Source organism: Caulobacter sp. P1_B12_2 (assembly GCF_056406675.1).
In genome coordinates this window covers 1-21,942 of sequence record NZ_JBFTZS010000018.1, presented here as the reverse complement: position 1 = coordinate 21,942, position 21,942 = coordinate 1, and the positions used below count along the sequence as shown (strand labels likewise).

The window sequence follows — 21,942 nt, the reverse complement described above, 5'->3', positions numbered from 1 at the left end:
TGATGGGGACACGCCGCGAGGGCATGTCCCCGGCGCCGCAGGCCACTCTCAGAAGGATCAGGTAGAGCGGAGATCCCCATGACCATCCCCATCCTCCTCCTCGGCGCCGGACGCATGGGCGGGGCCCTGATCGAGGGCTGGGCCAAGGCCGGGGCCTTCTCCGCCGCCGACCTGATCGTCCGCGATCCGCATGTCGACGCCGCTGCCTTCCCCGGCGCGACCGTCAACCCGCCGCTCGAAGCCCTCTCCGCCGCCAAGACCGTGCTGCTGGCCGTCAAGCCGCAGATCTGGCGCGAGGCCGTGGCCGACGTCGTCCCGCACCTGGCGCCCGACGCGGTGATCGTCTCGATCGCGGCCGGCGTGCGCGCCGCCGACATCTCGGCCGCGTTCGGCGATCGGGCCGTGGCCCGGGTGATGCCGACCACCGCCGTCGCCATCGGTCTGGGCACGGCCAGTCTGTACGCCGACACGGCCGAGGCCCTGGCCCGGGCGCACGCCCTGCTGGATCCGGTCGCCACGACGGTCGATCTCGACGACGAGGACCTGATGCACGCCGCTACCGCCGTGTCGGGTTCGGCCCCGGCCTATCTCTACGCCTTCATCGAAGCGCTGGAGGCGGCGGGCGCCGGCCAGGGCCTGGACGCGGCCGCCTCCGCCAAGCTGGCGCGGGCCACCATCGTCGGCGCGGCGGCCCTGCTGGGCCAGGGCGGCGAGGAGCCGGCGGAACTGCGCAAGCAGGTGACGTCGCCCGGCGGCACCACGGCCGCGGCGCTGAGCGTGCTGATGGGCGAGGGCGGTTTCGGGGATCTGCTGCCCAAGGCGCTTCAAGCAGCTGTGAAGCGGTCGGTGGAACTGGGCGGGTAAAAGCCCTCTCCCCATGGGAGAGGGTTCTTGTAAGCGACGCCGCAACCCGCCATTTCAACAGCCATGACCGCCGCTGAAGACATCCTCGATCGCGCCGCCGCCGCGGCTCTGTCCCTGGCCGCAGACCGGCCCTGGACCCAGATCAGTCTGCGCGACATCGCCCTGAAGGCCGAGATCCCGTTCGCCGAGCTCTACGCCCGGGCCGACGGCAAGGGCGCGGTGCTGAACCATCTGGCGACCCGCTTCGACCTCGCCGCCCTGGCCACCGCCTCGGCGGAAGACGCCACCACTCATGACCGGCTGTTCGACGCCGCCATGGCCCGGATCGAGGCCATGGAGCCGCACCGGGCCGCCCTGATCGCCATCAGCCGTTCAGAGAGCCTCGTGGTCTCGGCTCTGCGCTTCCCCAGGACGGCGCGCGCCATCCTGGAAGCCGCCGGGGTCGACGCCGCTCCGACCCGTTTGACCGCGATGTCGGCCGTCTGGGGCCGCGCCCTGCAGGTCTGGCGCGACGATGAGGGCGCCCTGAACCGCACCATGGCCGAACTCGACAAGCGCCTGAAGCAGATGGCCGCCGGTCTGGAAAAGGTCGGGGCGGGCCTCTGACGGGGACACGCCCTCGCGGCGTGTCCCCACTTCAGGCCGGTGCATCGGAGGGGGACACGCCGCAAGGGCATGTCCCCAGCGACAAAGAAAAGCCCGCCGGGATCGCTCCCGGCGGGCTTCTTTCGTTCAGGCTGTAGGCCCGATCAACTCTTGGTCGCGTTGGTCGGCAGCTTGCAGCCGCCGCCCACGCCCTTGGCCTGCAGGCAGGACATGACTTCCTTGGCGTGCGGCGCGGTGGTGTTCAGCGGATAGGCCATCACCCAACCGGGCAGGCCGTCCGAGCAAGCCACCTCGACATAACCGTCGGTGGCGGTCTGGCCGATGATGCGGGCGCCCGAGACGGTGCAGCTGCCCTTGCCCAGCGACTTCAAGTCGTTGGTCAGGCGCGAGAAGGCTGCGTCCGGCTTGGTGAAGCTGCAGCGGAAGCCGTTCATTTCCGAGGTGATGCAGTCGTAGACCGTGTTGGTCGTGGCCGTGAAGATGCCGATGCCGCCGTCGGGACGGTTGGAGCACTTCAGTTCGACGATCTCCTTGCGGGGATCGTTGCTGGGCAGCATGCCGTACTTCTCGACCTTGCAGTCGAAGCCGGCCTTGGTGGCCAGCTTGGTGTAGAGGCCGGCCTGTTCGGTCTGAGCGGCCACGGCGTCGCTCAGGGTGCAGCCGCCGCCGACGAAGCCGGCTTGGGCGCAGTCGATGGCCTTGGCGAACGCGCCGGTGGYGGCGGTCTGTTGCAGCACGTAGCCCTTGCCGTCCTGGCAGGAGACTTCGAAGTAGTTGTCGGTCTTGGTGCTGAGAATGTAGCGCTTGTCCTTGATCGCGCAGTTCTTGGCCGCCGCGGTGTTCAGGGTGTCGACGATGCCCAGCTGGGTGGCCTTGTCGGTCAGCTTGCAGCTGACGGTGCCGCCTTCATCGTACAGCAGGCAGCTGTTGGCGACGACTTCCTGGTCGATGTTGACCGGGCTGGCGGTCTGGATGATGTAGCCGGCGCCGCCCTTACAGGCGACTTCGAAATAGGCGTTCTTGGCGCCGGCGCCGATGGCGCGGGCGTTCTGGATGTCGCAGCTGGTGTTGGTCTTGGCCACGTAGGGGGCCAGGCCGGCCTTGGGATCGGCGTTGCCGGGCAGCACGCAGGCCAGGGCGCTGGGCTTGCCGTCGGCGCCGGCCGTGGCGGTTTCCAGGCAGCTGTAGGTCTGCGGAGCCGCGTCCTTCTTGGCCAGGATCGCGAAGCCGAGGCCCTGCTGGCAGGCGACTTCGTAATAGTCGGTGGCGGTTTTCTTGTCGTTGCCGATCAGGCGGGCGTCCGTGACCGTGCACGAAACGCCGGTGGCCTTGATGATGTCGGGCGCGGCCTTCATGCCGGCCTCGCGGGCCTTGGCGTCGACGGCTGCCGGCTTTTCCTTTTCCTTCGCCGCCGAGATCACGGTGGCTGGAATAAGCGCGGCGAGCGCGAGGGCGGCCGTCAAGCCGATCGCGATGGGCCTCATGGGGGATGTCTCCTGGGGTAAATTCCTCGCGGCGGACTTAAGGCCCGCTTGCATCAAGGGTCAAGATGTCGTCCGACGGGGGCGCAATCATGACGATGGCCGTGACCGGAGGACGCAGATGCGAGACGGGATCGAGGAGGACGCCCCCGAACCGCCCGAAAAAACCTCCAGGCCGCGCTTGATCTATCCGTTCGAAGCGGCGCCGGAGACGGGTTCGGGCCAGGCCGTCGAGGTCGCGCCGGGCGTTCTGTGGCTGCGCCAGCCGCTGGGCGGCTCGCTGGGCTTCATCAATGTCTGGGCGATCGCCGACGGCGAGGGCTGGGCGGTGGTCGACACCGGCCTGCAGACCAAGGAGACCTCGCAGGCCTGGCGGGCGGCGTTCGCCGGCGCCCTGGAGGGGCGGCCGGTCACCCGGGTGATCTGCACGCACCTTCATCCCGACCATGTCGGGCTGGCCGGCTGGATCGCCCGCAAGTTCGACGTCCGGCTCTGGATGACCCGGCTGGAATACTTCCAGTGCCGGATGCTGGTGGCCGACACCGGCCGCGAGGCGCCGGAGGACGGGGTGCGGTTCTTCCACGCCGCCGGCTGGGACGACGACGCGATCGACAACTACAAGGCGCGCTTCGGCGGGTTCGGCAAGGCGATCTACCAGATGCCCGACAGCTATCGCCGGATGACCGACGGCGAGACCTTCCGCATCGGTGACCACGACTGGCGGGTGGTGACCGGCCAGGGCCATTCGCCCGACCACGCCTGTCTGTGGTGCGAGGAACTGGACGTGCTGATCTCCGGCGACCAGGTGCTGCCCCGGATCTCGTCCAACGTCTCGGTGCATCCGACCGAGCCGGACGCCGATCCGCTGACCGACTGGATCACCTCGCTGGCCAAGGTGAAGGCGGCGGTGCCGGACACCGTGCTGGTCTTGCCGGCCCACAACGATCCGTTCCGAGGGCTGCACGCCCGCATCGACCACCTGATCAACGGCCACGAGCGCGGCCTGGGGCGCCTGGAAGGCAAGCTTTCGGAGCCCAAGCGGGTGGTCGACGTGTTCGGCGCGCTGTTCGCGCGGCCGATCGGCCCCGACCTGCTGGGCATGGCCACGGGCGAGGCCCTGGCCCATCTGAACTGCCTTATCGGCCGGGGCCTGGCGACGCGCCAGACCGACGGCGACGGGGTCAATTGGTACCAGGCGGCGGGTTAGGCCCGGCGCGGGGCGACCAGCCTCAGCCACGGCGCGGCGTGAAAAAGAGCCATCAAGGCGTACATCGCGGCCATGCCGTCGCTAGGCGATCGGGCGGCGCACAGCCCGCCGACCGATCCGCTCGCTTGACCGGTTATCAGCGTCATGACGACAAAGGTCGGGGTGGCCGCCAGGCTCAGCCAGCCGGACGCGGCCAGCGCCGCGGAAGGGGGCGTGCCCACGGTCATCCGACGGCCGGATATTCGTCGTGGCGGCGGAACCACAGGTCGGCCTCGTTGCGTCCGAAGGGCGCCCGGTCCAGCCACTGGTACATGCCCCACAAGCCGTCCACGCCCCGCGTGTAGGTCGAGTAGGTGTGATAGACGACGCCGTCTTCCAGCACGAAGGTGCTCAGGCCGGGCCGGTCCAGCGCATAGGTCGCGGCGTTGGTCCCGCACATGGCCGCGAATTGCACGACCGGCTCCGGCGGCGGCTTGATGTCCAGGGCGTGACCGGCGATCTCGTAGTTGTAATCCACGGTCCCCTCACGCTGCTGGGCCTCCGTGAACGAGACGTTGAAGTCGAAATTGAAGTCGCCGCCCAGCGACGACGCCCACGGAAACGACCAGCCCATTCGCCGCTGATAGGCCTTGAGCTTGGCCAGAGGGCCGCGCGACACCGCCATTAGGGTGACGTCGTGGTTGGCCAGGTGGACGACCACGCCGTCGAAGCCGTCGGCGATCGACGAACAGGACGGGCACCCCGCCTCGTAGTCGGGTCCGAACATGAAGTGATAGACCAGCAGTTGCGAGCGGCCTTGGAACAGGTCCTCCAGCGAGGCGGGGCCGTCTTCGGTCTCGAACCGATAGGACTTGTCGACGCGGACCCAGGGCAGCGCCTGGCGCTGTCGGGCCAGTTCGTCGCTGCGCCGGGTCAGCGCCTTTTCTTCGGCCAGCAGGGCGAGTCGGGCTTTCAGCCACTCGGCGCGGGAAACGACGGCGTTGTTCATGGCGAACCTATTTGGATTGGGTGGCTTTGGCTCCGCCGGCCGAGGTCGGCGGAGCCCTGTCGTGAAGCGGCCTTAGGCCGGCAGGCGCTTTTCGTATTCGGCCTTGAGCTTGCTCCAGCCGTCCCAGAACGACGCTGTCTGCGGCTTGCCGCTGACCCGGGTGACCAGGACGTCGAGGTGCGCGTGCCAGCCGGCGCTCACGTTCAGCAGCTGGGCGCGGTCGGGCAGGCGGCGGTGGATGACGGTCAGCAGCACCTTGTCGCCGGCGGGCTCGAGCTCGAACGAGACCTCGCCCTGGTTCCAGGAGAAAGCGAGCTTGCGACCCGGTTCGAAGGCGAGGATCCGGCTTTCCAGGCGGTGCTCGGCGCCGAAGCCGTCCGGGCGCGTGCCGGGCGGGTCGCTCAGTTCGTCGTTGCGCCAGACCAGCTCGAACGGCGTGCCGACCTTCGTCTGCATTTGGCCCGAGGCCAGCCATTGGCGGCGCAGTTCGCTCTCGGTGAGATAGGACCAGACGCGGTCGACGGGGCCGGGCAGCAGGCGCTGGATCTTCAGGGTCAGGGGCTCGATCAGTTCGCCGTAGGTGTCCAGGGTGGCGAGTTTCGTCATTGGTCGTTTCCTTGTTTCGAGGGTGGGGTCTTGCGGGCGTCCTCCTCGCGAAGGAGCCGATCGAGCACGTCGAGACGGCTGGTCCAGAAGTGTTCGTAGAAGTTCAGCCACTCGGAGGCGGTGGCCAGCGGTCCGGGGTCCAGGCGGCACAGGTGCGTGCGGCCGCGGACCTCGCGCTGGATCAGGCCGGCGCTCTCCAGGGCCTTGATGTGCTTGGAGGCGGCGGCCAGCGAGATCGAGAACGGCTCGGCCAACTGGCCCACCGTCCGTTCGCCGTTCGCCAGCTCGCGCAGCATCCGGCGGCGGGTGGCGTCGCCGAGGGCGTGGAAGACGGTGTCCAACTGAGGGGCAAGTAATTCAACCATGTGGTTGAATGTGTGGGTCGGCCTGCAAAGAGTCAACCGTTTGGTTGAATGATTTTCCACCAAGACCAAAACATTCGTTTGATATTACGTGCGCGAACTATAATCTCGCGCCATGACCACGCCTCCCGACCGCCGTCTCGTGTTCCTGCTCAACGTCGCGCACCGCAGGGTGCAGCGCTATGTCGAGGCCAAGATGGCCGCCAAGGGCGGGCTGACCGCGGCCCAGTCCGGGGCCTTGTTCGTGCTGGGCCAGAAGGACGGCGCCCTGATCGGCGAGGCCGCCGAGGCCCTGGATCTGGCCCCCTCGGCCATGACCGGCCTGGTCGACCGCATGGTCCGCGCCGAACTGGTCGAGCGCCGCCCCGACCCCAAGGACGGCCGCGCCTTCCGCCTGCACCTGACGCCCCACGGCGAAACGGCCCGCGAAGAGGCCAAGTCCGGGGTTGAAGGCCTGAACGCCCATCTCACCGACGGCTTCACGGACGAGGAGATCGCCGTGGTGTCGCGCTGGCTGACCAGCCTGCAATCGAAGTTCCCCAAAGGAGATCCCTCATGACCGACCACGTTCAGGTCGCCGTCGACGCCGGCGTGATGACCATCACCCTGGCCCGTCCGGACAAGAAGAACGCTCTCTCCAACGCCATGTACGGCGTGCTGGCCGACAGCCTGGAGCGGGCCGAGAGCGATCCGGCCGTGCGGGCGGTGGTGTTCCAGGCCGACGGCGACAGCTTCAGTTCCGGCAACGACCTGCAGGACTTCACGGCCCAGGCCACCGGCGCCTTCACCGGCGAGCGCCACGTGATGCGGTTCCTGAAGAACCTGGCCAAGGCCACCCGACCGCTGGTCGCCGCCGTCCAGGGCCAGGCCGTGGGCGTGGGTACGACCATGTTGCTGCACTGCGACCTGGTGTTCACCAGCCCCGACGCCAAGCTGACCGTGCCGTTCGTCAACCTGGCCCTGGTGCCGGAAGCCGCCTCCAGCCTGCTGCTGCCGGCCCGCATCGGCCACGCCCGCGCCTACGCCATGTTCGCGCTGGGTGAAGCTGTGAACGGCGAGACGGCGGCCGCCTGGGGCATCGCCAACGCCTGCGTGCCGCTGGCCGATCTTCGCGCCAAGGCCCGAGCCGCCGCCGACCAATTGGCCAAGCGTCCGCTGGGCGCCCTGACCGCCACCAAGACCCTGATGCGCGACGCCGAAACCATCGCGGCCCTGATGGACAAGGAGGGCGAGCTGTTCGGCCAGCGCTTGCAGACCGCCGAAGCCCGGGAGGCCTTCATGGCCTTCGCCGAGCGCCGCGCGCCGGACTTCAGCAAGGTCGGCTGAGGTGGCCCTGGCCCTGATCCTGGCGGCGGCCCTGTTCGCCCTGGCGGGCATCCACCTCTATTGGGGCTTCGGCGGCCGCTGGCCGGGCCATGACGAGACCTCGATGGTCGAGCACGTGGTGGGCCGCACGCGCGGCATGCGCGCGCCGGGCTTCCTGGCCTCCGCCGCGGTCGCTCTGGCCCTCGCGGCGGGCGGGGTCCTGGTCCTGGCGGCCCTGACCTCGACCGCGTGGGATCCGTGGCTGAAGTCCGCGCGCTGGGGGCTGTTCGCCGTCTTCGCCGGCCGAGGCCTGGCGGCCTATGTCCCGCCCGTCTTCCGCTATGCCGAGGGCACGCCGTTCGCGACGCTCAACCGCCGCGCCTATGGGCCGCTGTGCCTGGCGATCGCCTTGGGGATTCTGGTTCTGCAGCTGTAGCGTTCGACACAACGATAAAAATCAAAGGGAGCGAAACATGGCCGACCGCATCAAATCCCCGTTCGGGGCCTATACCGACGCCCGCGACGTCGTCGCCGGGCGCGACCTGACCGGCAAGGTCGCCATCGTCACCGGCGGCGCCACMGGCATCGGGATCGAGACCGCCCGCGCCCWGGCCGAAGCCGGGGCCGAGGTGGTGATCGCCGTGCGCAAGCCGGACCTGGCCGAGGCGGCCGTGGCCGACATCGCCAAGACGGCGAAGGGCAAGGTGTCGTGGTCGATGCTGGACCTCTCCAGCTTCAAGTCGATCCGCGCCTTCGCCGAGCGCTGGGGCGACCGGCCGCTGAACCTGCTGATCAACAACGCCGGCGTCATGGCCTGCCCGCTCGACTACACCGAGGACGGGCTGGAGATGCAGATCGGCACCAACCATTTCGGCCACTTCCTGCTGTCGGTGCTGCTGGCGCCGAACCTGGTGGCCGGCGCGAAGGCCAGCGGTAAGACCTCGCGCCTGGTGTCCCTGTCGTCGATCGGCCATCGCCGCGCGCCRGTGAACTTCGAGGACCCGCACTTCCGGTCGCACCCCTACGAAAAGTGGGAGAGCTACGGCCAGGCCAAGACCGCCAACGCGCTGTTCGCGGTGGGCTTCGACAAGCGGTTCAAGGACCAGGGCGTGCGCGCCAACGCGGTGATGCCGGGCGGCATCTTCACCCCGCTGCAGCGCCACCTGCCGATCGAGGAGCAGAAGGCGATGGGCTGGCTCGACGACGACGGCAAGCCGCGCGAGGGCTTCAAGACGCCCCAGCAGGGCGCCTCGACCAGCGTGTGGGCCGCCGTCGGCGACGAGCTGGAAGGCCAGGGCGGGCTCTATCTGGAGGATCTGGCCCAGGCCTCGCCGTGGAGCAAGGACCACCCCTGGTCGGGCGTCATGCCTCACGCTCTGGATCCCGAGGCCGCCGAGCGCCTTTGGGTCCTGTCGGTCGAGACCACGGGCGCGGGGGCCTGATGCGGCAACAGACGATCTGGCGGCTGGCCGGCCTGGCCGCCGTCCTGGGCGGGGTGATCGATCTGGTCGGTCCGCTGGTCTATCCGCACCTGACCCAGCCGGTCCGGCTGTCGACCTATGTGCTGATCGATGCCCTGCTGCTGTTCGGCATGCTGGGCGTGCAGTCGGTCGCCGGCCGGGTCATGGGCTGGCCGGGACTGGTCGGCTTCGTGATCGCCGTGAGCGGMGTGCTGCTGGTCCGCACGTCGGCGGCGGGGATCTGGGGCGCGGCGTCCTACACCGTAGCCTCGGCGATCTGGTCGATCGGCATGGTCGTGGTCGGGGCGACTCTGCTGGCCCGGAAGGGGCCGTTCCGCGCGGCCTCGGGGCTGTGGATCGCGGCCTTCGTCATCGGCCTTGCCGGGCTGGCCCTGAAGGATCAGGGTCTGGCCCACCGCGTGGCCGGCTGGTGCTTCGCCCTGGGCTTCGTCGCCGCCGGCGTCATCCTGGCCAGAACCGCATCGAGAGCAGAAGCATGACCAGCCTTTCCGGCAAGACCCTCTTCATCACCGGCGCCTCGCGCGGCATCGGCCTGGCCATCGCCCTGCGCGCCGCCCGCGACGGCGCCAACATCGTCATTGCGGCCAAGACCGCCGAGGCCCACCCCAAGCTGCCCGGCACCATCTACACCGCCGCCGCCGAGATCGAGGCGGCGGGCGGCAAGGCCCTGCCGCTGGTGGTCGATGTCCGCGAGGAAGCCAGCGTCCAGTCGGCTGTCGACAAGGCGGTCGAGACCTTCGGCGGCATCGATATCTGCGTGAACAACGCCTCGGCGATCTCGCTCACGGGCACGCTATCGACCGACATGAAGCGCTACGACCTGATGCACCAGATCAACGGGCGCGGCACGTTCCTGACCTCGCGGATCTGCCTGCCGCACCTGAAGATGTCGGCCAATCCGCATATCCTGGCGCTGTCGCCGCCGCTGGACATCAAGCCCCGCTGGTTCGCGCCGCACGTCGCCTATTCTATGGCCAAGTACAATATGAGCCTGTGCATGCTGGGCATGGCCGAGGAGTTCCGCGCCGACGGCGTGGCCTGCAACGCCCTGTGGCCCCGCACCGCCATCGCCACCGCCGCCATCCAGTTCGCCCTGACCGGCGAGGAAGGCCTCAAGCACTGCCGCACCGTCGAGATCATGGCCGACGCCGCCCACGCGATGTTCCTGAAGCCGTCGCGGGAATTCACCGGCCAGTTCGTGATCGATGACACCTTCCTCTACGGCGAGGGCGTGCGCGACTTCGACCAGTACCGCATGGATCCCACGGCGACCCTGATGCCGGACTTCTTCGTGCCCGAGGACAGCGTCCCGCCGCCGGGCGTGGTGATCGGGTAGGCCCCACACTCCGCTCATCCCGGCGAATGCCGGGACCCAGACGGAATGGCTTTGAGGCTGACGCCAAAAGCGCTGAGCTTCTCCGATCCACCACACCGCCACGGGATCTGGGTCCCGGCATTCGCCGGAATGAGCGGAATCTAAGGGCTATTTGCGCGGCCGCGTCTTGCGCGCCGCCGCCACCGCGATCGACTTCCGCGCCCAGTCGACCATCAGGTCGGGCTCGTCCAACGCCTCGGCCGGCGCGGTCCAGTAGGCCATGGGGCTCATGCCGAACGGCGCGAACTGCGTGCTGCCGACCGCCTCGAAGTCAGCCCGCAGCGTCTCGTCGCCCTTGAGGTACAGGGTGTCGTCGTCGATCAGGGCGAAGAACAGGCCTTGGGCGTAGAGCCCGACTCCGCCGAACATCTTGCGCGAGGTCAGCGGCCCGACCGGGGCCAGTTGTTCGAGCACGAAATCCAGATAGTCCGAAGAGACCGCCATATGCCCAACCCCGTTCAGGCAGCCATCCGCCCAGCCGTCCGCGAGGACAGCGCCCTGATCCTGCAATTCATCCGCGACCTGGCCGAGTACGAGAAGCTGCTCGACGACGTGCGGGCCACGCAGGACGACGTCACGGTGGCGCTGTTTGGCGAAAACCCCAAGGCCTTCTGCGACATCGCCGAGATCGACGGCCGGCCGGTGGGCTTCGCGCTGTGGTTCTACAACTATTCGACCTTCGTCGGCCGGCACGGGATCTATCTGGAGGACCTATTCGTGCGGCCCGAGGCGCGGGGTTCGGGCGCGGGCAAGGCGCTGCTGGCCAATCTGGCCAAGCGCTGCGTTGACGAGAAGCTGGGTCGGCTGGAATGGGCCGTGCTCGACTGGAACGCTCCGTCGATCGCCTTCTATGACAGCCTGGGCGCGGCCGCGATGGACGAGTGGATCGTGCGCCGGATGACGGGGGAGGCGCTAGCGAGGCTGGCGGGGGCTTAGGGCCCAAAATAACCCGCTCATCCCGGCGAATGCCGGGACCCAGATCCTAAAGCCGTATGGATGATTGGAGGTGCTCGGCGTTCGTGGCGTCAGCCTCAAAGCCATTCCGTCTGGGTCCCGGCATTCGCCGGGATGAGCGGATTTTAGACCCTACTCGAGCCGGTCAGCATTCCTCAGTTCCGGGAACATCCTGGCCCAGGCCCCGGTGACGATCAGCGCCCCGACGCCGCCGAACACCGCCGCGCCGACCGGGCCCAGGAACCGCGCCGCGATGCCGCTCTCAAACTCGCCCAGCTCGTTGGAGGCGCTGATGAACAGGCCCGAGACGGCGGCCACGCGGCCGCGCATCGGGTCCGGGGTGACCAGTTGCACCAAGGTCTGGCGGATATAGACCGAGACCATGTCGGCCCCGCCCAGGATCGCCAGCGCCGCCACCGACAGCCAGGTCCACTGCGACAGGCCGAACACCACCGTCGCCGCGCCGAACGCCGCGACCGAGCCGAACATCAGCAGGCCCGCGCGGCGGCGGATCGTGTGGCTGGCCAGGAAGATCGCCACCAGGGTCGCGCCCACGGCCGGAGCGGCGCGCAGGATCCCGAAGCCCTCGGCGCCGACGTGCAGCACGTCGCGCGCGAACACCGGCAGCAGGGCGGTCGCCCCGCCCAGCAGCACCGCGAACAGGTCCAGCGAGATCGAGCCGAAGACGATCTTGTTGCGCCAGGTATAAGCAAGGCCCTCCTTGATCAGGGTCCAGCGCGAGCCGGGCTGGACCACGGGCTTGGTCGATTGGCGGATGCCCAGCAGGCWCAGGCCGCCGACCAGGAAGAGACCCGCCGAGGCCGAGAAGGCGACGGCCGGCGAGATGGCGCACAGCAGGCCGCCCAGGGCGGGGCCGATGATCGAGCCGCTCTGCCAGGACAGCGAGTTCCAGGCGATGGCGCGCGGCAGCAGCGGGCGCGGCACCAGCATGGGGCCCATGGCGCTGGAGGCCGGCGACAGGAAGGCGCGGCCCGCCCCGAACAGCACGGCGACGGCGAAGATCGGCCACAGGACGGTGTGTCCCGACCAGGCCAGCAGCCCCAGGGCGACGGCGCAGACGATGTCGACGCCGATCGCGGCGGTCATGATCAGCTTGCGGTCGTGCCGGTCGGCGGTCTCGCCGGCGGTCAGGGTCAGGAAGAACAGCGGGATGAACTGGGCCAGGCCGACCATGCCCAGCAGGAAGGCGCCCTGGCCCTCGTTGTGTCCGGTCTCGCGGGCCAGGGTGTAGACCTGCCAGCCGATCGTCACGCCCTGGATCTGCACCGCCAGGGTGGCCAGGAACCGCGCGACCCAGAAGAACACGAAGTCGTTCTGCCTGAGCAGGGCGCGCGTGGAGGTGTCCGTAACCTCGAGCGCGGAGGGGACGGAGTCGGGATCGGGGGGGAGGTCGGTCATCGGCGCGGACCATGTCCTTGACCGAGCGTCACCGCAATCGAGTTTGTTTGATGCGACAGTTGATTTCATTGACGACAAGCGCCCTAGGCCCTATTTCGCGCCCCTCTGAACGAGAGGACGCGTCATGCGACGCCTGCGACGAACCTGCGCCGCGCGGACCGGAGTCCGCGTCTGAACGCCCCGGGGGCGGCCGTCTCGGCCGCGTCACGATCCGGGGCTATGTCCCCTTTCGTGTTCCGGATCGTTTAGCGCCCATGTCGTCTTCTGCTGTCTTCCCGTCTCCACCCTCTACGCCCCCTTTGGCCCCCTCCGTCCTGATCGAGCGGCCCGAGCACGGCCGCGCCGTCGAGGTGCTGGTCGATCGCGCCTTCGGCCCCGGCCGGTTCGCCAAGTCGTCCGAGCGCCTGCGGGAGGGCAACCGCAAGCTGGACGACTGTTCGTTCGTCGCCCTGCATGAGGGCCGGGTGATCGGCAGCGTTCGCCTTTGGCCGGTGACCGTGGGCGAGGCTTCGGTCGCGTTCCTGGGGCCGCTGGCGGTCGACGCCGACGAGCGCAAGCACGGCCTGGGCCAGGCCCTGGTCGAGGCCGCGTGCGCGGCGGCGGCCAAGGCCGGTTGGCGCGCGGTCATGCTGGTCGGCGACGCCCCCTATTTCGGCCGCATCGGCTTCTCGGCCGAACCCGCCGCCCAGGCGACCATGCCAGGTCCGGCCGACCAGCGCCGGGTGCTGGTCAAGGCCCTGGTCGAGGGCGGGGATCAAGGTCTGGTCGGTCCGATCCGCATCGCCTGACGTAGGGTCATGGCGCGCCCACGCTTGAGCGCGGGCGCGGCTTGCCCTACCTGAACGCCATGACCGTCGATCCCACCCCTTCTGGCCTCGCTGGCGTCACCGCCGCAGCCAAGAGCGCGGGCGAACGGGGCTTGCCGCCGGTGCATCTGTGGCATCCCGAACATTGCGGCGACATCGACATCCGCATCCGCAAGGACGGCGTCTGGTTCCACGAGGGCACGCCGATCGGCCGCGAGGCGCTGGTGCGGTTGTTCTCGACCGTGCTGCGGCTGGATCCCGACGGCTATCACCTGGTCACGCCGGTCGAGAAGCTGAAGATCCAGGTCGAGGACGCGCCTTTTATCGCCACTCGCGTGGACCAAGTGGGCGATACGCTTCGTTTCGAGACCAATGTCGGCGACGTGGTCGAGGCCGGGCCTGACAACGCCATCCGCGTCGAGACCGATCCGGCGACCGGCGAGCCCCGGCCCTATCTGCACGTCCGGCGCGGCCTGGAGGCCCTGATCGCCCGGCCGGTGTTCTACGAGCTGGCCGAACTGGCGGCCGAGCGCGACACCGCCGAGGGCCCGCGCCTGGGCGTGGCCTCGAACGGCGCCTGGTTCCCGATCGCTCCGGCCGGGGCGCATCGCGGATGACCTTGACCCGTCCAACCCTGTCTAAAGACGAGCGCCGGGCCTGGATCGCCAGCAAGCTGGATCCGATCAGCGACTACGATCCCAGCCTGGATGCGGCGCGCTCGGACTTCGATCTCAATCCCACCCTGCGCCCCGACAATCCCCACGCCCTGAGGCCCGCCGCCGTGCTGGTCGGCCTGGTCGAGCGCGAGGCGGGCATGACCGTGCTGCTGACCCGCCGCTCCGACACCCTGCGCAGCCACACCGGCCAGATCGCCTTTCCCGGCGGCCGCTGCGATCCCGGCGAGACGCCCTGGGAGACCGCCCTGCGCGAGGCCCAGGAAGAGGTGAACCTCGACCCCAAGTTCGTCACCCTGGCCGGCCTGCTGCACGGCTACCGCACGGTGACCGGCTTCCACGTCACGCCGGTGGTGGGCTTCATCGATCCCGCCGCCACGGTCGAGGCCAGTCCCGACGAGGTGGCCGACGTCTTCGAGACGCCGTTCGCGTTCCTGATGGATCCGGGCAACCACCAGCGCCAGCATCGCGACCTGCCGGACGGCGAGCGCCGGTTCTTCTACGCCATGCCGTGGAACGAGCGGTTCATCTGGGGCGCCACCGCGGGCATGCTGCGGGGGCTGTACGAGCGCCTGCATGCGCCGGACGAAACGCCGGACGCCCCGTAGTCGCTGTGGGGCTACCCAGCGTAAACCACGGAAGAATCTATGGTTAAGCTGATCAACGGGCTTGTTCCCCCGCGATAATCGTCTGAAATGCCTCGCCCCGCTCGCCGGGGCGCGTGGCGTGCCGTGGGGGATAGCGTGAGCACCGAGACGATAGGCGTGGCGCCCTGGATGGCGCTGCCGGAAACCCAGGCCGTGATCGCGGCGCTCGAGGCGCGGGGCTTCCCCGGCTGCGCGCGGTTCGTGGGCGGCTGCGTGCGCAACACCCTGATGGGCAAGCCCATCGACGACATCGACATCGCCACCACCCTGACCCCCGACCAGGTGATCGAGGCGCTGGGCGAGGCGGGCCTGCGCGCCATCCCCACCGGCGTCGACCACGGCACTGTCACGGCCATCTCGAACGGCCGCCCCTACGAGATCACGACCCTGCGCCGCGACGTCTCGACCGACGGCCGCCGGGCGGTGGTGTCGTTCACCCAGGACTGGGACCAGGACGCCGAGCGTCGCGATTTCCGGTTCAACGCCCTTTATGTCGACATCCAGGGGCGGCTCTACGACCCGACCGGCGAAGGCGTGAACGACGCGCGCGACGGGCGGGTGGTGTTCGTCGGCGATCCGATGACCCGCATCCGCGAGGACTATCTGCGCATCCTGCGGTTCTTCCGCTTCCACGCCTGGTACGGCAAGGGCGACGCCGACCAGAAGGCCCTGGCGGCCTGCAAGGCCCTGAAGGGCATGGTCGAGGGCCGCGCCGCCGAGCGCACCCAGAAGGAGCTCTTGAAGCTGCTGGCGGCCGACGACCCGCGCGCCGCTTTTCGGCTGATGGCGGCGACGGGCGTGCTGTCCTCGATCCTGCCGTTCGTGAAGTCGCTGGCCCGGTTCGAGGGGCTGATGGCCATCGAGACCGAGCAGTTGTTCGAGAACGATCCCGAACTGCGCCTAGCCGCCTTGATCCCGGACGATCCCAAGATCGCCGAGCAGATGGCCGAGCGGCTGCGGCTGTCCAACGCCCTGAAGGAGCGTCTGGTCGAGGCGGTCGGCAAGTCGCCGCGCATCGTCAGCTGGATGAGCCCTCGCGAGACCCGCCGGGCGGTCTACGCCCTGGGCCTGAAGACCTTCAGCGACAGGGTCAAGCTGGCCTGGGCCGCCGCGGACCGCACCGCGACCACCCCGCAATGGCGCGGCCTGCTGGCCCTGGGCGAGAGCTGGACCCCGCCGGCCTTCCCCCTGACCGGCGAGGAGATCCTCAAGTCCGGCGTGCCCAAGGGCCCGATGGTCGGCGAGGTGATGCGCGAGGTCGAGATCTGGTGGATCGACCAGGACTTCATCGAGGACAAGTTCTCGGCCATCGAGCGGCTGAAGGCCGTGGCGCAGGGGATGGTGTTCTAGGCCGTGCGTCCTTCGAGGCCCGCTTCGCGGGCGCCTCAGGATGAGGACCACCTGTGCTGAGTTCCTCATCCTGAGGTGCGCAGCGTACGAAGCCTCGAAGGACGCACAGCGCTCGCCTATATCGAGGGTCCGAACCGGAGACCTCACCCATGAAGATCGGCCTGCTCGAGACCGGCGAACCGCCGCAAGCCCTGCAGCCCGAGTTCGGCCGCTACGGCGGCATGTTCCAGGAGTTGCTCGGCCCCGGGCACGACTACGTCGCCTACGACGTCCAGGCCGGCGTCCTGCCCGTCGATCCGGGCGAGTGCGACGCCTATGTCGTCACCGGCTCGGCGGCCGGGGTCTATGACGACCTGCCTTGGATCGCGCCGCTGAAGGCCTTTCTGGTCGAGGCCCGGGACCAGCCGCTGGTCGGGGTGTGTTTCGGCCACCAGGTCATGGCCGAGGCGTTCGGCGGCAAGGTGGTCAAGTCCGACAAGGGCTGGGGCGTGGGCCTGCACAGGTACGACGTGGCCGAGGCGCAGCCGTGGATGGACCTGGAGCGGGACCTGGCCCGCGTCGCCGTGCCGGCCTCGCATCAGGACCAGGTGATCGCCATCCCGCCCAATGCTCGCGCGGTGGCCGGCAGCGCCTTCACGCCCGCCGGCATCCTCGTCTATGACGACCGGCCCGCGATCTCGATGCAGTTCCATCCGGAGTTCGACCCGGCCTATGCGCGGGCCCTGATCGAGGCCCGGCGCGGCAGCCGCTTCACCGACGCCCAGGCCGACGCCGCCATCGCCAGCCTGGAAAACGCCAACGACCGGCTGCGGGTCGGCGACTGGATCCTGGCCTTTCTCGCACAGAGCGCCTGAAATCTGGCAACCTGGACCGCTGCCCGGCCGTTGCGGCTGAAATGCGGGAGTCCAGGATCATGAGAGCCGTCACCATCGTGCTCGTCGCCGGATCGTTGATGGTCGGCGGGGCGCTGTTGTCTGGCGTTGGAGCGGCCGCCCCCGCCGCACCGCCCGCCGCGCCCGCCGAGACGCTGAAAAGCGCCGCCGACTTCGTGTCGATCAAGGACCCGGCCGCCCGCTCGCTGGCCCTGTTCACCGAGGCCGGCAAGGTGATCAACAGCCCGCGCTGCATGAACTGCCACCCGGTCCAGCGCGCGCCTACCCAGGGCGACGACCGCCATCCTCACAATCCGCCGATGGTGGGCGGGCAGGCCGGCCACGGTCCGGTCGGCATGCCTTGCAGCTCGTGCCACGGTCCGGCCAACGTCCAGACCTGGGGCCAGGACATCAAGTCGATCCCCGGCGATCCGAAATGGGCCCTGGCGCCGGCCGAGATGGCTTGGCAGGGCAAGTCGCTCGGCGCGATCTGCGCCCAGATCAAGGATCCGGCGCGAAACGGCGGCAAGAGCCTGGCCGAGCTGCATCACCACATGGCCGAGGATCACCTGGTCGGCTGGGCCTGGAACCCGGGCGACGGCCGGAAGCCCGCGCCGGGGACGCAGGCGCAATTCGGGGAGCTGGTGAAGGCGTGGATCGATACGGGCGCGAAGTGCCCGAAGGCGTGATCTAAAATCCGCTCATCCCGGCATTCGCCGGGATGAGCGGTTGTTAAACTACGGCCACTTCACCTCGGGCGGCATCGAGCTGAGGATCGACTCGACGTTGCCGCCGGTCTTCAGGCCGAACATCGTGCCGCGGTCGTAGAGCAGGTTGAACTCGACGTAGCGGCCGCGCTGCACCAGTTGCTGGTGGCGCTCCTCGGGCGTCCAGGCCTCGCCCATCCGGCGGCGGACCAGCTCGGGGTAGATCTCCAGGAACGCCTTGCCGACATCCTGGGTGAAGGCAAAATCGCGGGTCCAGTCGCCGCTGTCGTGGTGGTCGTAGAAGATCCCGCCGACGCCGCGCGGCTCGTTGCGGTGGGGCAGGAAGAAGTACTCGTCGCACCAGGCCTTGTACTTGGCGTGCCAGGTCGGGTCGTGGGCGTCGCAGGCGCGCTGGTAAGCGGCGTGGAAGTCGACGGCGTCCGGGAAGTCCTGTTGGCGCTGGTAGCCGAGCAGGGGRGTCAGGTCGCCGCCGCCGCCGAACCAGCTTTTCGTGGTGGCGATGAAGCGGGTGTTCATGTGCACGGCCGGCACGCGCGGGCTGCGCATGTGGGCGATCAGGCTGATCCCGGTGGCGAAGAACCGCGGGTCCTCGTCGGCGCCGGGCATGTTTTTCGCCATTTCGGGCGTGAAGGTCCCGAACACCGTCGAGACGTGGACGCCGACCTTCTCGAACAGTCGGCCGTGCATCATCGACATCACCCCGCCGCCGCCGGCCTCGCGGTCCCAGGGCTTGCGTTCGAAGCGGCCGGGCTCGCCGGCGTAGAGCGCGGGGGGCGCTTCGTCCTCCAGGCGCTCGAATTCCGCGCAGATCTGGTCGCGCAGGCTTTCGAACCAGGCGCGAGCGGTGGCTTTCTTCCGGTCGAGGTCTTGGACGTCGGTCATGGCCAAGGCGATTAAGCGTTCACCGCGCGCGGCGCAAATACGCAGGAGCGCGTAAGGACCTCAGTCGCCCGGAAACCCGTCCGTCTGCCGCAGCGCTTCGCCCAGGGCCATGGCCGCCGTCGTCGCCAGGTTCATCGATCGCGCCTCGGGCCGCAGGGGAATCGTCAGGCGCGAGAACGCCGCCTCGTGAACCTCCGGTGGCGCCCCGCGACTCTCGTTGCCGAACAACAGGGTGTCGCCTGCCTGAAACTCGAACTTGTGGAAGGGAGCGGTCGCCTTGGTGGTGAACAGCAGCAATCGGCCCTCGCGACGTTCTGGCGCGGCCAGAAACGCCTCCCACGAGGGGTGGCGGATCATGTGCGTCAGCGGACCATAATCCAGGGCCGCGCGCTTCAAGCTCTTGTCGTCCAACGGGAAACTGCAAGGCTCGATGACGTCCAGCCCCACCCCCAGGCAGGCGCCCAGCCGGATGGCGGCGCCCACGTTCTGAGGAATGCCGGGTTGAAAAAGCGCGAGCCGCATTCTAAGCGAACCACCATAGAGCCAGCAGGGGCATTTGCTGCGAATCGAAAGGGCTTGCGGACTTCGTCCGCGCGTCCGATAGGACGATCCGCTTTTGCCTCTTGTGGCGAAGACCCGTTCGCGGGTCCAGACAGTATGCGCCGACAGGCGTTTTCCAGGCCGGGCCGTCTTTGGCGGCGCGGCGGCATCGAAGGGTGACTTGGGTGGCCGACACCRCCGTGGGCGAAAAAATTGATCCGGCGCATGGGGAAGACCCCAGCCGCCGGGATTTCATCTACATCGCATCGATCGCGGTCGCCGCCGGCGGCGCGGCCGCTCTGGCGGTGCCGTTCATCGACCAGATGAACCCCTCCGCCGATACGCGGGCCCTGGCCTCGATCGAGTTTGACATCACCAAGGTGGCCGAAGGCCAGCAGGTCGTCGTCAAGTGGCGCGGCAAGCCGCTCTTCGTGCGTAACCGCACCAAGACCGAGATCGCCAAGGCGGTCGCGGACGACAGCGCTTCGATGAAGGATCCGGAAAAGGATTCGGCGCGGGTGAAGCCGGGCAAGTCCCAGTGGCTGATCGTCGGCGGCAACTGCACCCACCTCGGCTGCGTCCCGACCTTCGGCGGCGGCGAGTACGGCGGCTGGTTCTGCCCGTGCCACGGCTCGGTCTACGACACCTCGGGTCGTATCCGTAAGGGTCCGGCTCCGAAGAACCTGATCGTTCCGGAGTACGCCTTCCTGTCCGACACCAAGGTCAAGATCGGTTAAGCGAGATGAGCGGACATTCGACCTACGAACCCAAGACCGGTTTCGAGCGCTGGCTCGACGCCCGTCTGCCGATCGTGCGCCTGGGCTACGACAGCTTCGTCGACTACCCCACGCCGCGTAACCTGAACTACTGGTGGACCTTCGGCGGCATCCTGTCGCTGTGCCTGGCCTCGCAGTTGATCACCGGCATCATCCTGGTGATGCACTACACGCCGAGCGCCGACCACGCCTTCGCCAGCGTCGAGCACATCATGCGCGACGTGAACTACGGCTGGCTGATCCGCTACATGCACGCCAACGGCGCGTCGATGTTCTTCATCGCCGTCTATGTCCACATGCTCCGCGGCCTCTACTACGGCTCCTACAAGGCGCCGCGCGAAGTGCTGTGGCTGCTGGGCTGCGTGATCTATCTGCTGATGATGGCCACGGCCTTCATGGGCTACGTGCTGCCCTGGGGCCAGATGAGCTTCCACGGCGCGGTCGTGATCACCAATCTGTTCGGGGCCCTGCCGCTGGTCGGCGAGAGCATCACCACCTGGCTGTGGGGTGGCTTCGCGGTCGACAACCCCACCCTGAACCGCTTCTTCTCGCTGCACTACCTGCTGCCCTTCATGATCGCCGGCGTGGTGATCCTGCACATCTGGGCGCTGCACGTGGTGGGCCAGAACAACCCGACCGGCGTCGAGCCGAAGTCGAAGGCCGACACCTTGCCCTTCACCCCGTACGCCACGGTGAAGGACGGGTTCGCGATGAGCGTCTTCCTGATCCTCTTCGCCTGGTTCGTGTTCTTCATGCCCAACGCCCTGGGCCACGCCGACAACTACATCCCGGCCAACCCGCTGGTGACGCCGTCGCACATCGTTCCGGAATGGTACTTCCTGCCGTTCTACGCGATCCTGCGCGCCGTTCCGGACAAGCTGATGGGCGTGCTGGCCATGTTCGGCGCCATCGCCTGCCTGTTCGCCCTGCCGTGGCTGGACACGTCGAAGGTGCGCTCGATGCGCTACCGCCCGACCGCGAAGATCCACTTCTTCATCTTCGTGGTGGCGTGCTGCGTGCTGGGCGTCTGCGGCGCCAAGCTGCCGGACGACCAGGTCATTCCGAACCTGACCACGTTCCAGCTGATGTCCTCGGACCTCAACAGCTTCGTGTGGCTCAGCCGCGTGGCCGCGCTCTACTACTTCGCTTTCTTCCTGGTGATCCTGCCGCTGCTGGGCCTGACCGAAAAGACCCTGCCGGTGCCGGACTCCATCGCCTCTCCCGCCCTGTCGCACCCGGCCACCGTTCCGGCCGAAGCGACCGCCGCGCCTGAAATGAAGGGCTGATCCCGATGCTGCGCAAACTCTCCGTCATCGCAGCGGTCGCGGGTCTCCTGACGGCCGTCGCCGGTCCGGCCCTGGCCGCTCACGGCGCCCTGCCGGCCAAGGAAGTCCACTGGTCGTTCGACGGCCCGTTCGGCAAGTTCGACCAGGCCCAGCTGCAGCGCGGCTACAAGGTCTATCGGGAGGTCTGCTCGGCCTGTCACTCGATGAGCCTGGTCAGCTTCCGCAACCTCGGCGACAAGGGCGCGCCGTTCTATAGCGAGAAGTACCCGAACGCGAACGACAACCCGTGGGTCAAGGCGATCGCCAAGGACTACGAGGTCGCCGACATCGACAACGAGACCGGCGATACGATCAAGCGTCCGGCCACCCCGGCCGACCGCTTCCCCTCGCCGTTCCCGAACGAGGCCGCGGCCCGCGCCGGCAACGGCGGCGCCCTGCCGCCGGACATGTCGCTGCTGGCCAAGGCCCGCGAAGAGGGTCCGAACCACATCTATTCGATCGTCACCGGCTATGCGGCTCCGCCGGCCGGCCTGAAGGTCGATCCGACCTCGCACTACAATCAGTACATGACGGGCGACCTGACCTCGTACTGGTCGGGCGACCACAAGCACGTGCCGCCGGGCGGTTTCATCGCCATGGCCCCGCCGCTCAAGGCCGGCCAGGTGACCTTCGACGACGGCACCCCGTCGACGCTGGACCAGCAGGCCAAGGACGTCTCGGCCTTCCTGATGTG

At 68.6% G+C, this 21,942-nt stretch carries 28 protein-coding genes; 19 read left to right on the top strand and 9 right to left on the bottom strand.

The features are described 5' to 3' along the window. Window positions 1-78: 78 nt before the first annotated feature. The gene (proC, locus tag AC1DZ6_RS02310; RefSeq protein WP_477095573.1) at window positions 79-864 is read left to right on the top strand and encodes a pyrroline-5-carboxylate reductase; all 786 of its coding nucleotides are present in this window, start codon (window positions 79-81) and stop codon (window positions 862-864) included. Between the two features lie 63 nt (window positions 865-927). Continuing rightward, window positions 928-1,470 (top strand): TetR family transcriptional regulator, encoded by a 543-nt coding sequence (locus tag AC1DZ6_RS02305; protein ID WP_477095572.1) that lies wholly within the window; start codon window positions 928-930, stop codon window positions 1,468-1,470. Between the two features lie 143 nt (window positions 1,471-1,613). Here the strand turns inward: AC1DZ6_RS02305 and AC1DZ6_RS02300 are convergent, their stop codons facing one another. Continuing rightward, complete coding sequence (locus tag AC1DZ6_RS02300; RefSeq protein ID WP_477095571.1) at window positions 1,614-2,954, bottom strand: hypothetical protein; 1,341 nt, start codon at window positions 2,952-2,954, stop codon at window positions 1,614-1,616. Between the two features lie 118 nt (window positions 2,955-3,072). On the opposite strand from AC1DZ6_RS02300, the gene AC1DZ6_RS02295 reads away from it, so the two are divergent. Continuing rightward, window positions 3,073-4,158 (top strand): MBL fold metallo-hydrolase, encoded by a 1,086-nt coding sequence (locus AC1DZ6_RS02295; RefSeq protein WP_477095570.1) that lies wholly within the window; start codon window positions 3,073-3,075, stop codon window positions 4,156-4,158. Here the strand turns inward: AC1DZ6_RS02295 and AC1DZ6_RS02290 are convergent. From AC1DZ6_RS02290 to AC1DZ6_RS02275, 4 genes are all read right to left on the bottom strand, one after another. After that, window positions 4,155-4,385, bottom strand: coding sequence for a hypothetical protein (locus AC1DZ6_RS02290; RefSeq protein ID WP_477095569.1), 231 nt, complete (start codon window positions 4,383-4,385; stop codon window positions 4,155-4,157). The two genes, AC1DZ6_RS02295 and AC1DZ6_RS02290, sit on opposite strands and share 4 nt — an antisense overlap. After that, window positions 4,382-5,146: a DUF899 domain-containing protein gene (locus AC1DZ6_RS02285; RefSeq protein WP_477095568.1), complete on the bottom strand. Its 765-nt coding sequence runs from the start codon at window positions 5,144-5,146 to the stop codon at window positions 4,382-4,384. Before AC1DZ6_RS02285 ends, AC1DZ6_RS02290 begins: the two co-directional genes overlap by 4 nt. A 72-nt stretch (window positions 5,147-5,218) precedes the next feature. Beyond that, entirely contained in the window at window positions 5,219-5,752 is a 534-nt protein-coding gene (locus AC1DZ6_RS02280; RefSeq protein ID WP_477095567.1) for an SRPBCC family protein, read from the bottom strand. Beyond that, complete coding sequence (locus AC1DZ6_RS02275) at window positions 5,749-6,093, bottom strand: ArsR/SmtB family transcription factor (RefSeq protein ID WP_477095566.1); 345 nt, start codon at window positions 6,091-6,093, stop codon at window positions 5,749-5,751. Before AC1DZ6_RS02275 ends, AC1DZ6_RS02280 begins: the two co-directional genes overlap by 4 nt. A gap of 136 nt (window positions 6,094-6,229) precedes the next feature. Between AC1DZ6_RS02275 and AC1DZ6_RS02270 the strand changes: the two genes are divergently transcribed. Genes AC1DZ6_RS02270 through AC1DZ6_RS02245 form a run of 6 tightly spaced genes read left to right on the top strand, consistent with a single transcriptional unit; the run spans window position 6,230 to window position 10,236 of the window. Next, on the top strand, window positions 6,230-6,673 hold the full coding sequence (locus AC1DZ6_RS02270; protein WP_477095565.1) for a MarR family winged helix-turn-helix transcriptional regulator: 444 nt from the start codon (window positions 6,230-6,232) through the stop codon (window positions 6,671-6,673). Then, on the top strand, window positions 6,670-7,440 hold the full coding sequence (locus tag AC1DZ6_RS02265; protein WP_477095564.1) for an enoyl-CoA hydratase: 771 nt from the start codon (window positions 6,670-6,672) through the stop codon (window positions 7,438-7,440). The genes AC1DZ6_RS02270 and AC1DZ6_RS02265 overlap by 4 nt, the downstream gene beginning before the upstream one ends. 1 nt (window position 7,441) lies before the next feature. After that, window positions 7,442-7,855, top strand: a complete 414-nt coding sequence (locus tag AC1DZ6_RS02260; RefSeq protein WP_477095563.1) for a DUF3995 domain-containing protein — start codon at window positions 7,442-7,444, stop codon at window positions 7,853-7,855. A gap of 37 nt (window positions 7,856-7,892) precedes the next feature. Beyond that, on the top strand, window positions 7,893-8,861 hold the full coding sequence (locus AC1DZ6_RS02255; RefSeq protein ID WP_477095562.1) for an SDR family NAD(P)-dependent oxidoreductase: 969 nt from the start codon (window positions 7,893-7,895) through the stop codon (window positions 8,859-8,861). Then, window positions 8,861-9,379: a hypothetical protein gene (locus AC1DZ6_RS02250; protein WP_477095561.1), complete on the top strand. Its 519-nt coding sequence runs from the start codon at window positions 8,861-8,863 to the stop codon at window positions 9,377-9,379. Before AC1DZ6_RS02255 ends, AC1DZ6_RS02250 begins: the two co-directional genes overlap by 1 nt. Beyond that, entirely contained in the window at window positions 9,376-10,236 is an 861-nt protein-coding gene (locus AC1DZ6_RS02245) for an SDR family oxidoreductase (RefSeq protein WP_477095560.1), read from the top strand. The genes AC1DZ6_RS02250 and AC1DZ6_RS02245 overlap by 4 nt, the downstream gene beginning before the upstream one ends. A gap of 147 nt (window positions 10,237-10,383) precedes the next feature. Here the strand turns inward: AC1DZ6_RS02245 and AC1DZ6_RS02240 are convergent, their stop codons facing one another. Beyond that, complete coding sequence (locus AC1DZ6_RS02240) at window positions 10,384-10,719, bottom strand: TfoX/Sxy family protein (RefSeq protein WP_477095559.1); 336 nt, start codon at window positions 10,717-10,719, stop codon at window positions 10,384-10,386. On the opposite strand from AC1DZ6_RS02240, the gene AC1DZ6_RS02235 reads away from it, so the two are divergent. Further along, window positions 10,720-11,211 (top strand): N-acetyltransferase family protein, encoded by a 492-nt coding sequence (locus AC1DZ6_RS02235; protein ID WP_477095558.1) that lies wholly within the window; start codon window positions 10,720-10,722, stop codon window positions 11,209-11,211. Window positions 11,212-11,361: 150 nt separating this feature from the next. Here AC1DZ6_RS02235 and AC1DZ6_RS02230 read toward each other — a convergent pair whose 3' ends face one another. After that, window positions 11,362-12,648, bottom strand: coding sequence for an MFS transporter (locus AC1DZ6_RS02230; protein WP_477095557.1), 1,287 nt, complete (start codon window positions 12,646-12,648; stop codon window positions 11,362-11,364). A gap of 254 nt (window positions 12,649-12,902) precedes the next feature. On the opposite strand from AC1DZ6_RS02230, the gene AC1DZ6_RS02225 reads away from it, so the two are divergent. The 6 genes from AC1DZ6_RS02225 (at window position 12,903) to AC1DZ6_RS02200 (ending at window position 17,686) form a co-directional block, all read left to right on the top strand. Further along, a complete protein-coding gene (locus AC1DZ6_RS02225) occupies window positions 12,903-13,436 on the top strand; it encodes a GNAT family N-acetyltransferase (RefSeq protein WP_477095556.1) in 534 nt (177 codons plus the stop codon). Between the two features lie 59 nt (window positions 13,437-13,495). Then, window positions 13,496-14,071: a DUF1285 domain-containing protein gene (locus AC1DZ6_RS02220; protein WP_477095575.1), complete on the top strand. Its 576-nt coding sequence runs from the start codon at window positions 13,496-13,498 to the stop codon at window positions 14,069-14,071. Window positions 14,072-14,088: 17 nt separating this feature from the next. Then, window positions 14,089-14,736, top strand: a complete 648-nt coding sequence (locus AC1DZ6_RS02215; protein ID WP_477095574.1) for a CoA pyrophosphatase — start codon at window positions 14,089-14,091, stop codon at window positions 14,734-14,736. Window positions 14,737-14,871: 135 nt separating this feature from the next. Continuing rightward, window positions 14,872-16,125: a CCA tRNA nucleotidyltransferase gene (locus tag AC1DZ6_RS02210; protein ID WP_477095555.1), complete on the top strand. Its 1,254-nt coding sequence runs from the start codon at window positions 14,872-14,874 to the stop codon at window positions 16,123-16,125. A 149-nt stretch (window positions 16,126-16,274) separates the two neighbouring features. Beyond that, entirely contained in the window at window positions 16,275-16,979 is a 705-nt protein-coding gene (locus AC1DZ6_RS02205; protein ID WP_477095554.1) for a glutamine amidotransferase-related protein, read from the top strand. Between the two features lie 59 nt (window positions 16,980-17,038). Next, window positions 17,039-17,686, top strand: a complete 648-nt coding sequence (locus AC1DZ6_RS02200; protein ID WP_477095553.1) for an Isoquinoline 1-oxidoreductase subunit — start codon at window positions 17,039-17,041, stop codon at window positions 17,684-17,686. 48 nt (window positions 17,687-17,734) lie between these two features. Here the strand turns inward: AC1DZ6_RS02200 and hemF are convergent, their stop codons facing one another. Together hemF and AC1DZ6_RS02190 are read right to left on the bottom strand one after the other, a co-directional pair. Then, entirely contained in the window at window positions 17,735-18,607 is an 873-nt protein-coding gene (gene hemF / locus AC1DZ6_RS02195) for an oxygen-dependent coproporphyrinogen oxidase (protein WP_477095552.1), read from the bottom strand. A gap of 60 nt (window positions 18,608-18,667) precedes the next feature. Continuing rightward, entirely contained in the window at window positions 18,668-19,129 is a 462-nt protein-coding gene (locus tag AC1DZ6_RS02190) for a tRNA (cytidine(34)-2'-O)-methyltransferase (protein WP_477095551.1), read from the bottom strand. Window positions 19,130-19,332: 203 nt separating this feature from the next. Here AC1DZ6_RS02190 and petA point away from each other — a divergent pair, with 203 nt between their 5' ends. From petA to AC1DZ6_RS02175, 3 genes are all read left to right on the top strand, one after another. Further along, window positions 19,333-19,884: a ubiquinol-cytochrome c reductase iron-sulfur subunit gene (petA, locus tag AC1DZ6_RS02185; protein ID WP_477095550.1), complete on the top strand. Its 552-nt coding sequence runs from the start codon at window positions 19,333-19,335 to the stop codon at window positions 19,882-19,884. A gap of 5 nt (window positions 19,885-19,889) precedes the next feature. Further along, a complete protein-coding gene (locus tag AC1DZ6_RS02180; RefSeq protein WP_477095549.1) occupies window positions 19,890-21,209 on the top strand; it encodes a cytochrome b in 1,320 nt (439 codons plus the stop codon). A gap of 5 nt (window positions 21,210-21,214) precedes the next feature. Beyond that, window positions 21,215-21,942 (top strand): cytochrome c1 (locus AC1DZ6_RS02175; RefSeq protein WP_477095548.1); only part of this gene is annotated, 728 nt, incomplete at its 3' end.

Bases quoted from the DNA above. Each gene is read 5' to 3' on its own strand.
- proC (WP_477095573.1), top strand. From the start codon at position 79: ATGACCATCCCCATCCTCCTCCTCGGCGCCGGACGCATGGGCGGGGCC.
- AC1DZ6_RS02305 (WP_477095572.1), top strand. From the start codon at position 928: ATGACCGCCGCTGAAGACATCCTCGATCGCGCCGCCGCCGCGGCTCTG.
- AC1DZ6_RS02295 (WP_477095570.1), top strand. From the start codon at position 3,073: ATGCGAGACGGGATCGAGGAGGACGCCCCCGAACCGCCCGAAAAAACC.
- AC1DZ6_RS02290 (WP_477095569.1), bottom strand. From the start codon at position 4,385: ATGACCGTGGGCACGCCCCCTTCCGCGGCGCTGGCCGCGTCCGGCTGG.
- AC1DZ6_RS02285 (WP_477095568.1), bottom strand. From the start codon at position 5,146: ATGAACAACGCCGTCGTTTCCCGCGCCGAGTGGCTGAAAGCCCGACTC.
- AC1DZ6_RS02280 (WP_477095567.1), bottom strand. From the start codon at position 5,752: ATGACGAAACTCGCCACCCTGGACACCTACGGCGAACTGATCGAGCCC.
- AC1DZ6_RS02270 (WP_477095565.1), top strand. From the start codon at position 6,230: ATGACCACGCCTCCCGACCGCCGTCTCGTGTTCCTGCTCAACGTCGCG.
- AC1DZ6_RS02265 (WP_477095564.1), top strand. From the start codon at position 6,670: ATGACCGACCACGTTCAGGTCGCCGTCGACGCCGGCGTGATGACCATC.
- AC1DZ6_RS02245 (WP_477095560.1), top strand. From the start codon at position 9,376: ATGACCAGCCTTTCCGGCAAGACCCTCTTCATCACCGGCGCCTCGCGC.
- AC1DZ6_RS02240 (WP_477095559.1), bottom strand. From the start codon at position 10,719: ATGGCGGTCTCTTCGGACTATCTGGATTTCGTGCTCGAACAACTGGCC.
- AC1DZ6_RS02235 (WP_477095558.1), top strand. From the start codon at position 10,720: ATGCCCAACCCCGTTCAGGCAGCCATCCGCCCAGCCGTCCGCGAGGAC.
- AC1DZ6_RS02225 (WP_477095556.1), top strand. From the start codon at position 12,903: ATGTCGTCTTCTGCTGTCTTCCCGTCTCCACCCTCTACGCCCCCTTTG.
- AC1DZ6_RS02220 (WP_477095575.1), top strand. From the start codon at position 13,496: ATGACCGTCGATCCCACCCCTTCTGGCCTCGCTGGCGTCACCGCCGCA.
- AC1DZ6_RS02205 (WP_477095554.1), top strand. From the start codon at position 16,275: ATGAAGATCGGCCTGCTCGAGACCGGCGAACCGCCGCAAGCCCTGCAG.
- AC1DZ6_RS02200 (WP_477095553.1), top strand. From the start codon at position 17,039: ATGAGAGCCGTCACCATCGTGCTCGTCGCCGGATCGTTGATGGTCGGC.
- AC1DZ6_RS02190 (WP_477095551.1), bottom strand. From the start codon at position 19,129: ATGCGGCTCGCGCTTTTTCAACCCGGCATTCCTCAGAACGTGGGCGCC.
- AC1DZ6_RS02180 (WP_477095549.1), top strand. From the start codon at position 19,890: ATGAGCGGACATTCGACCTACGAACCCAAGACCGGTTTCGAGCGCTGG.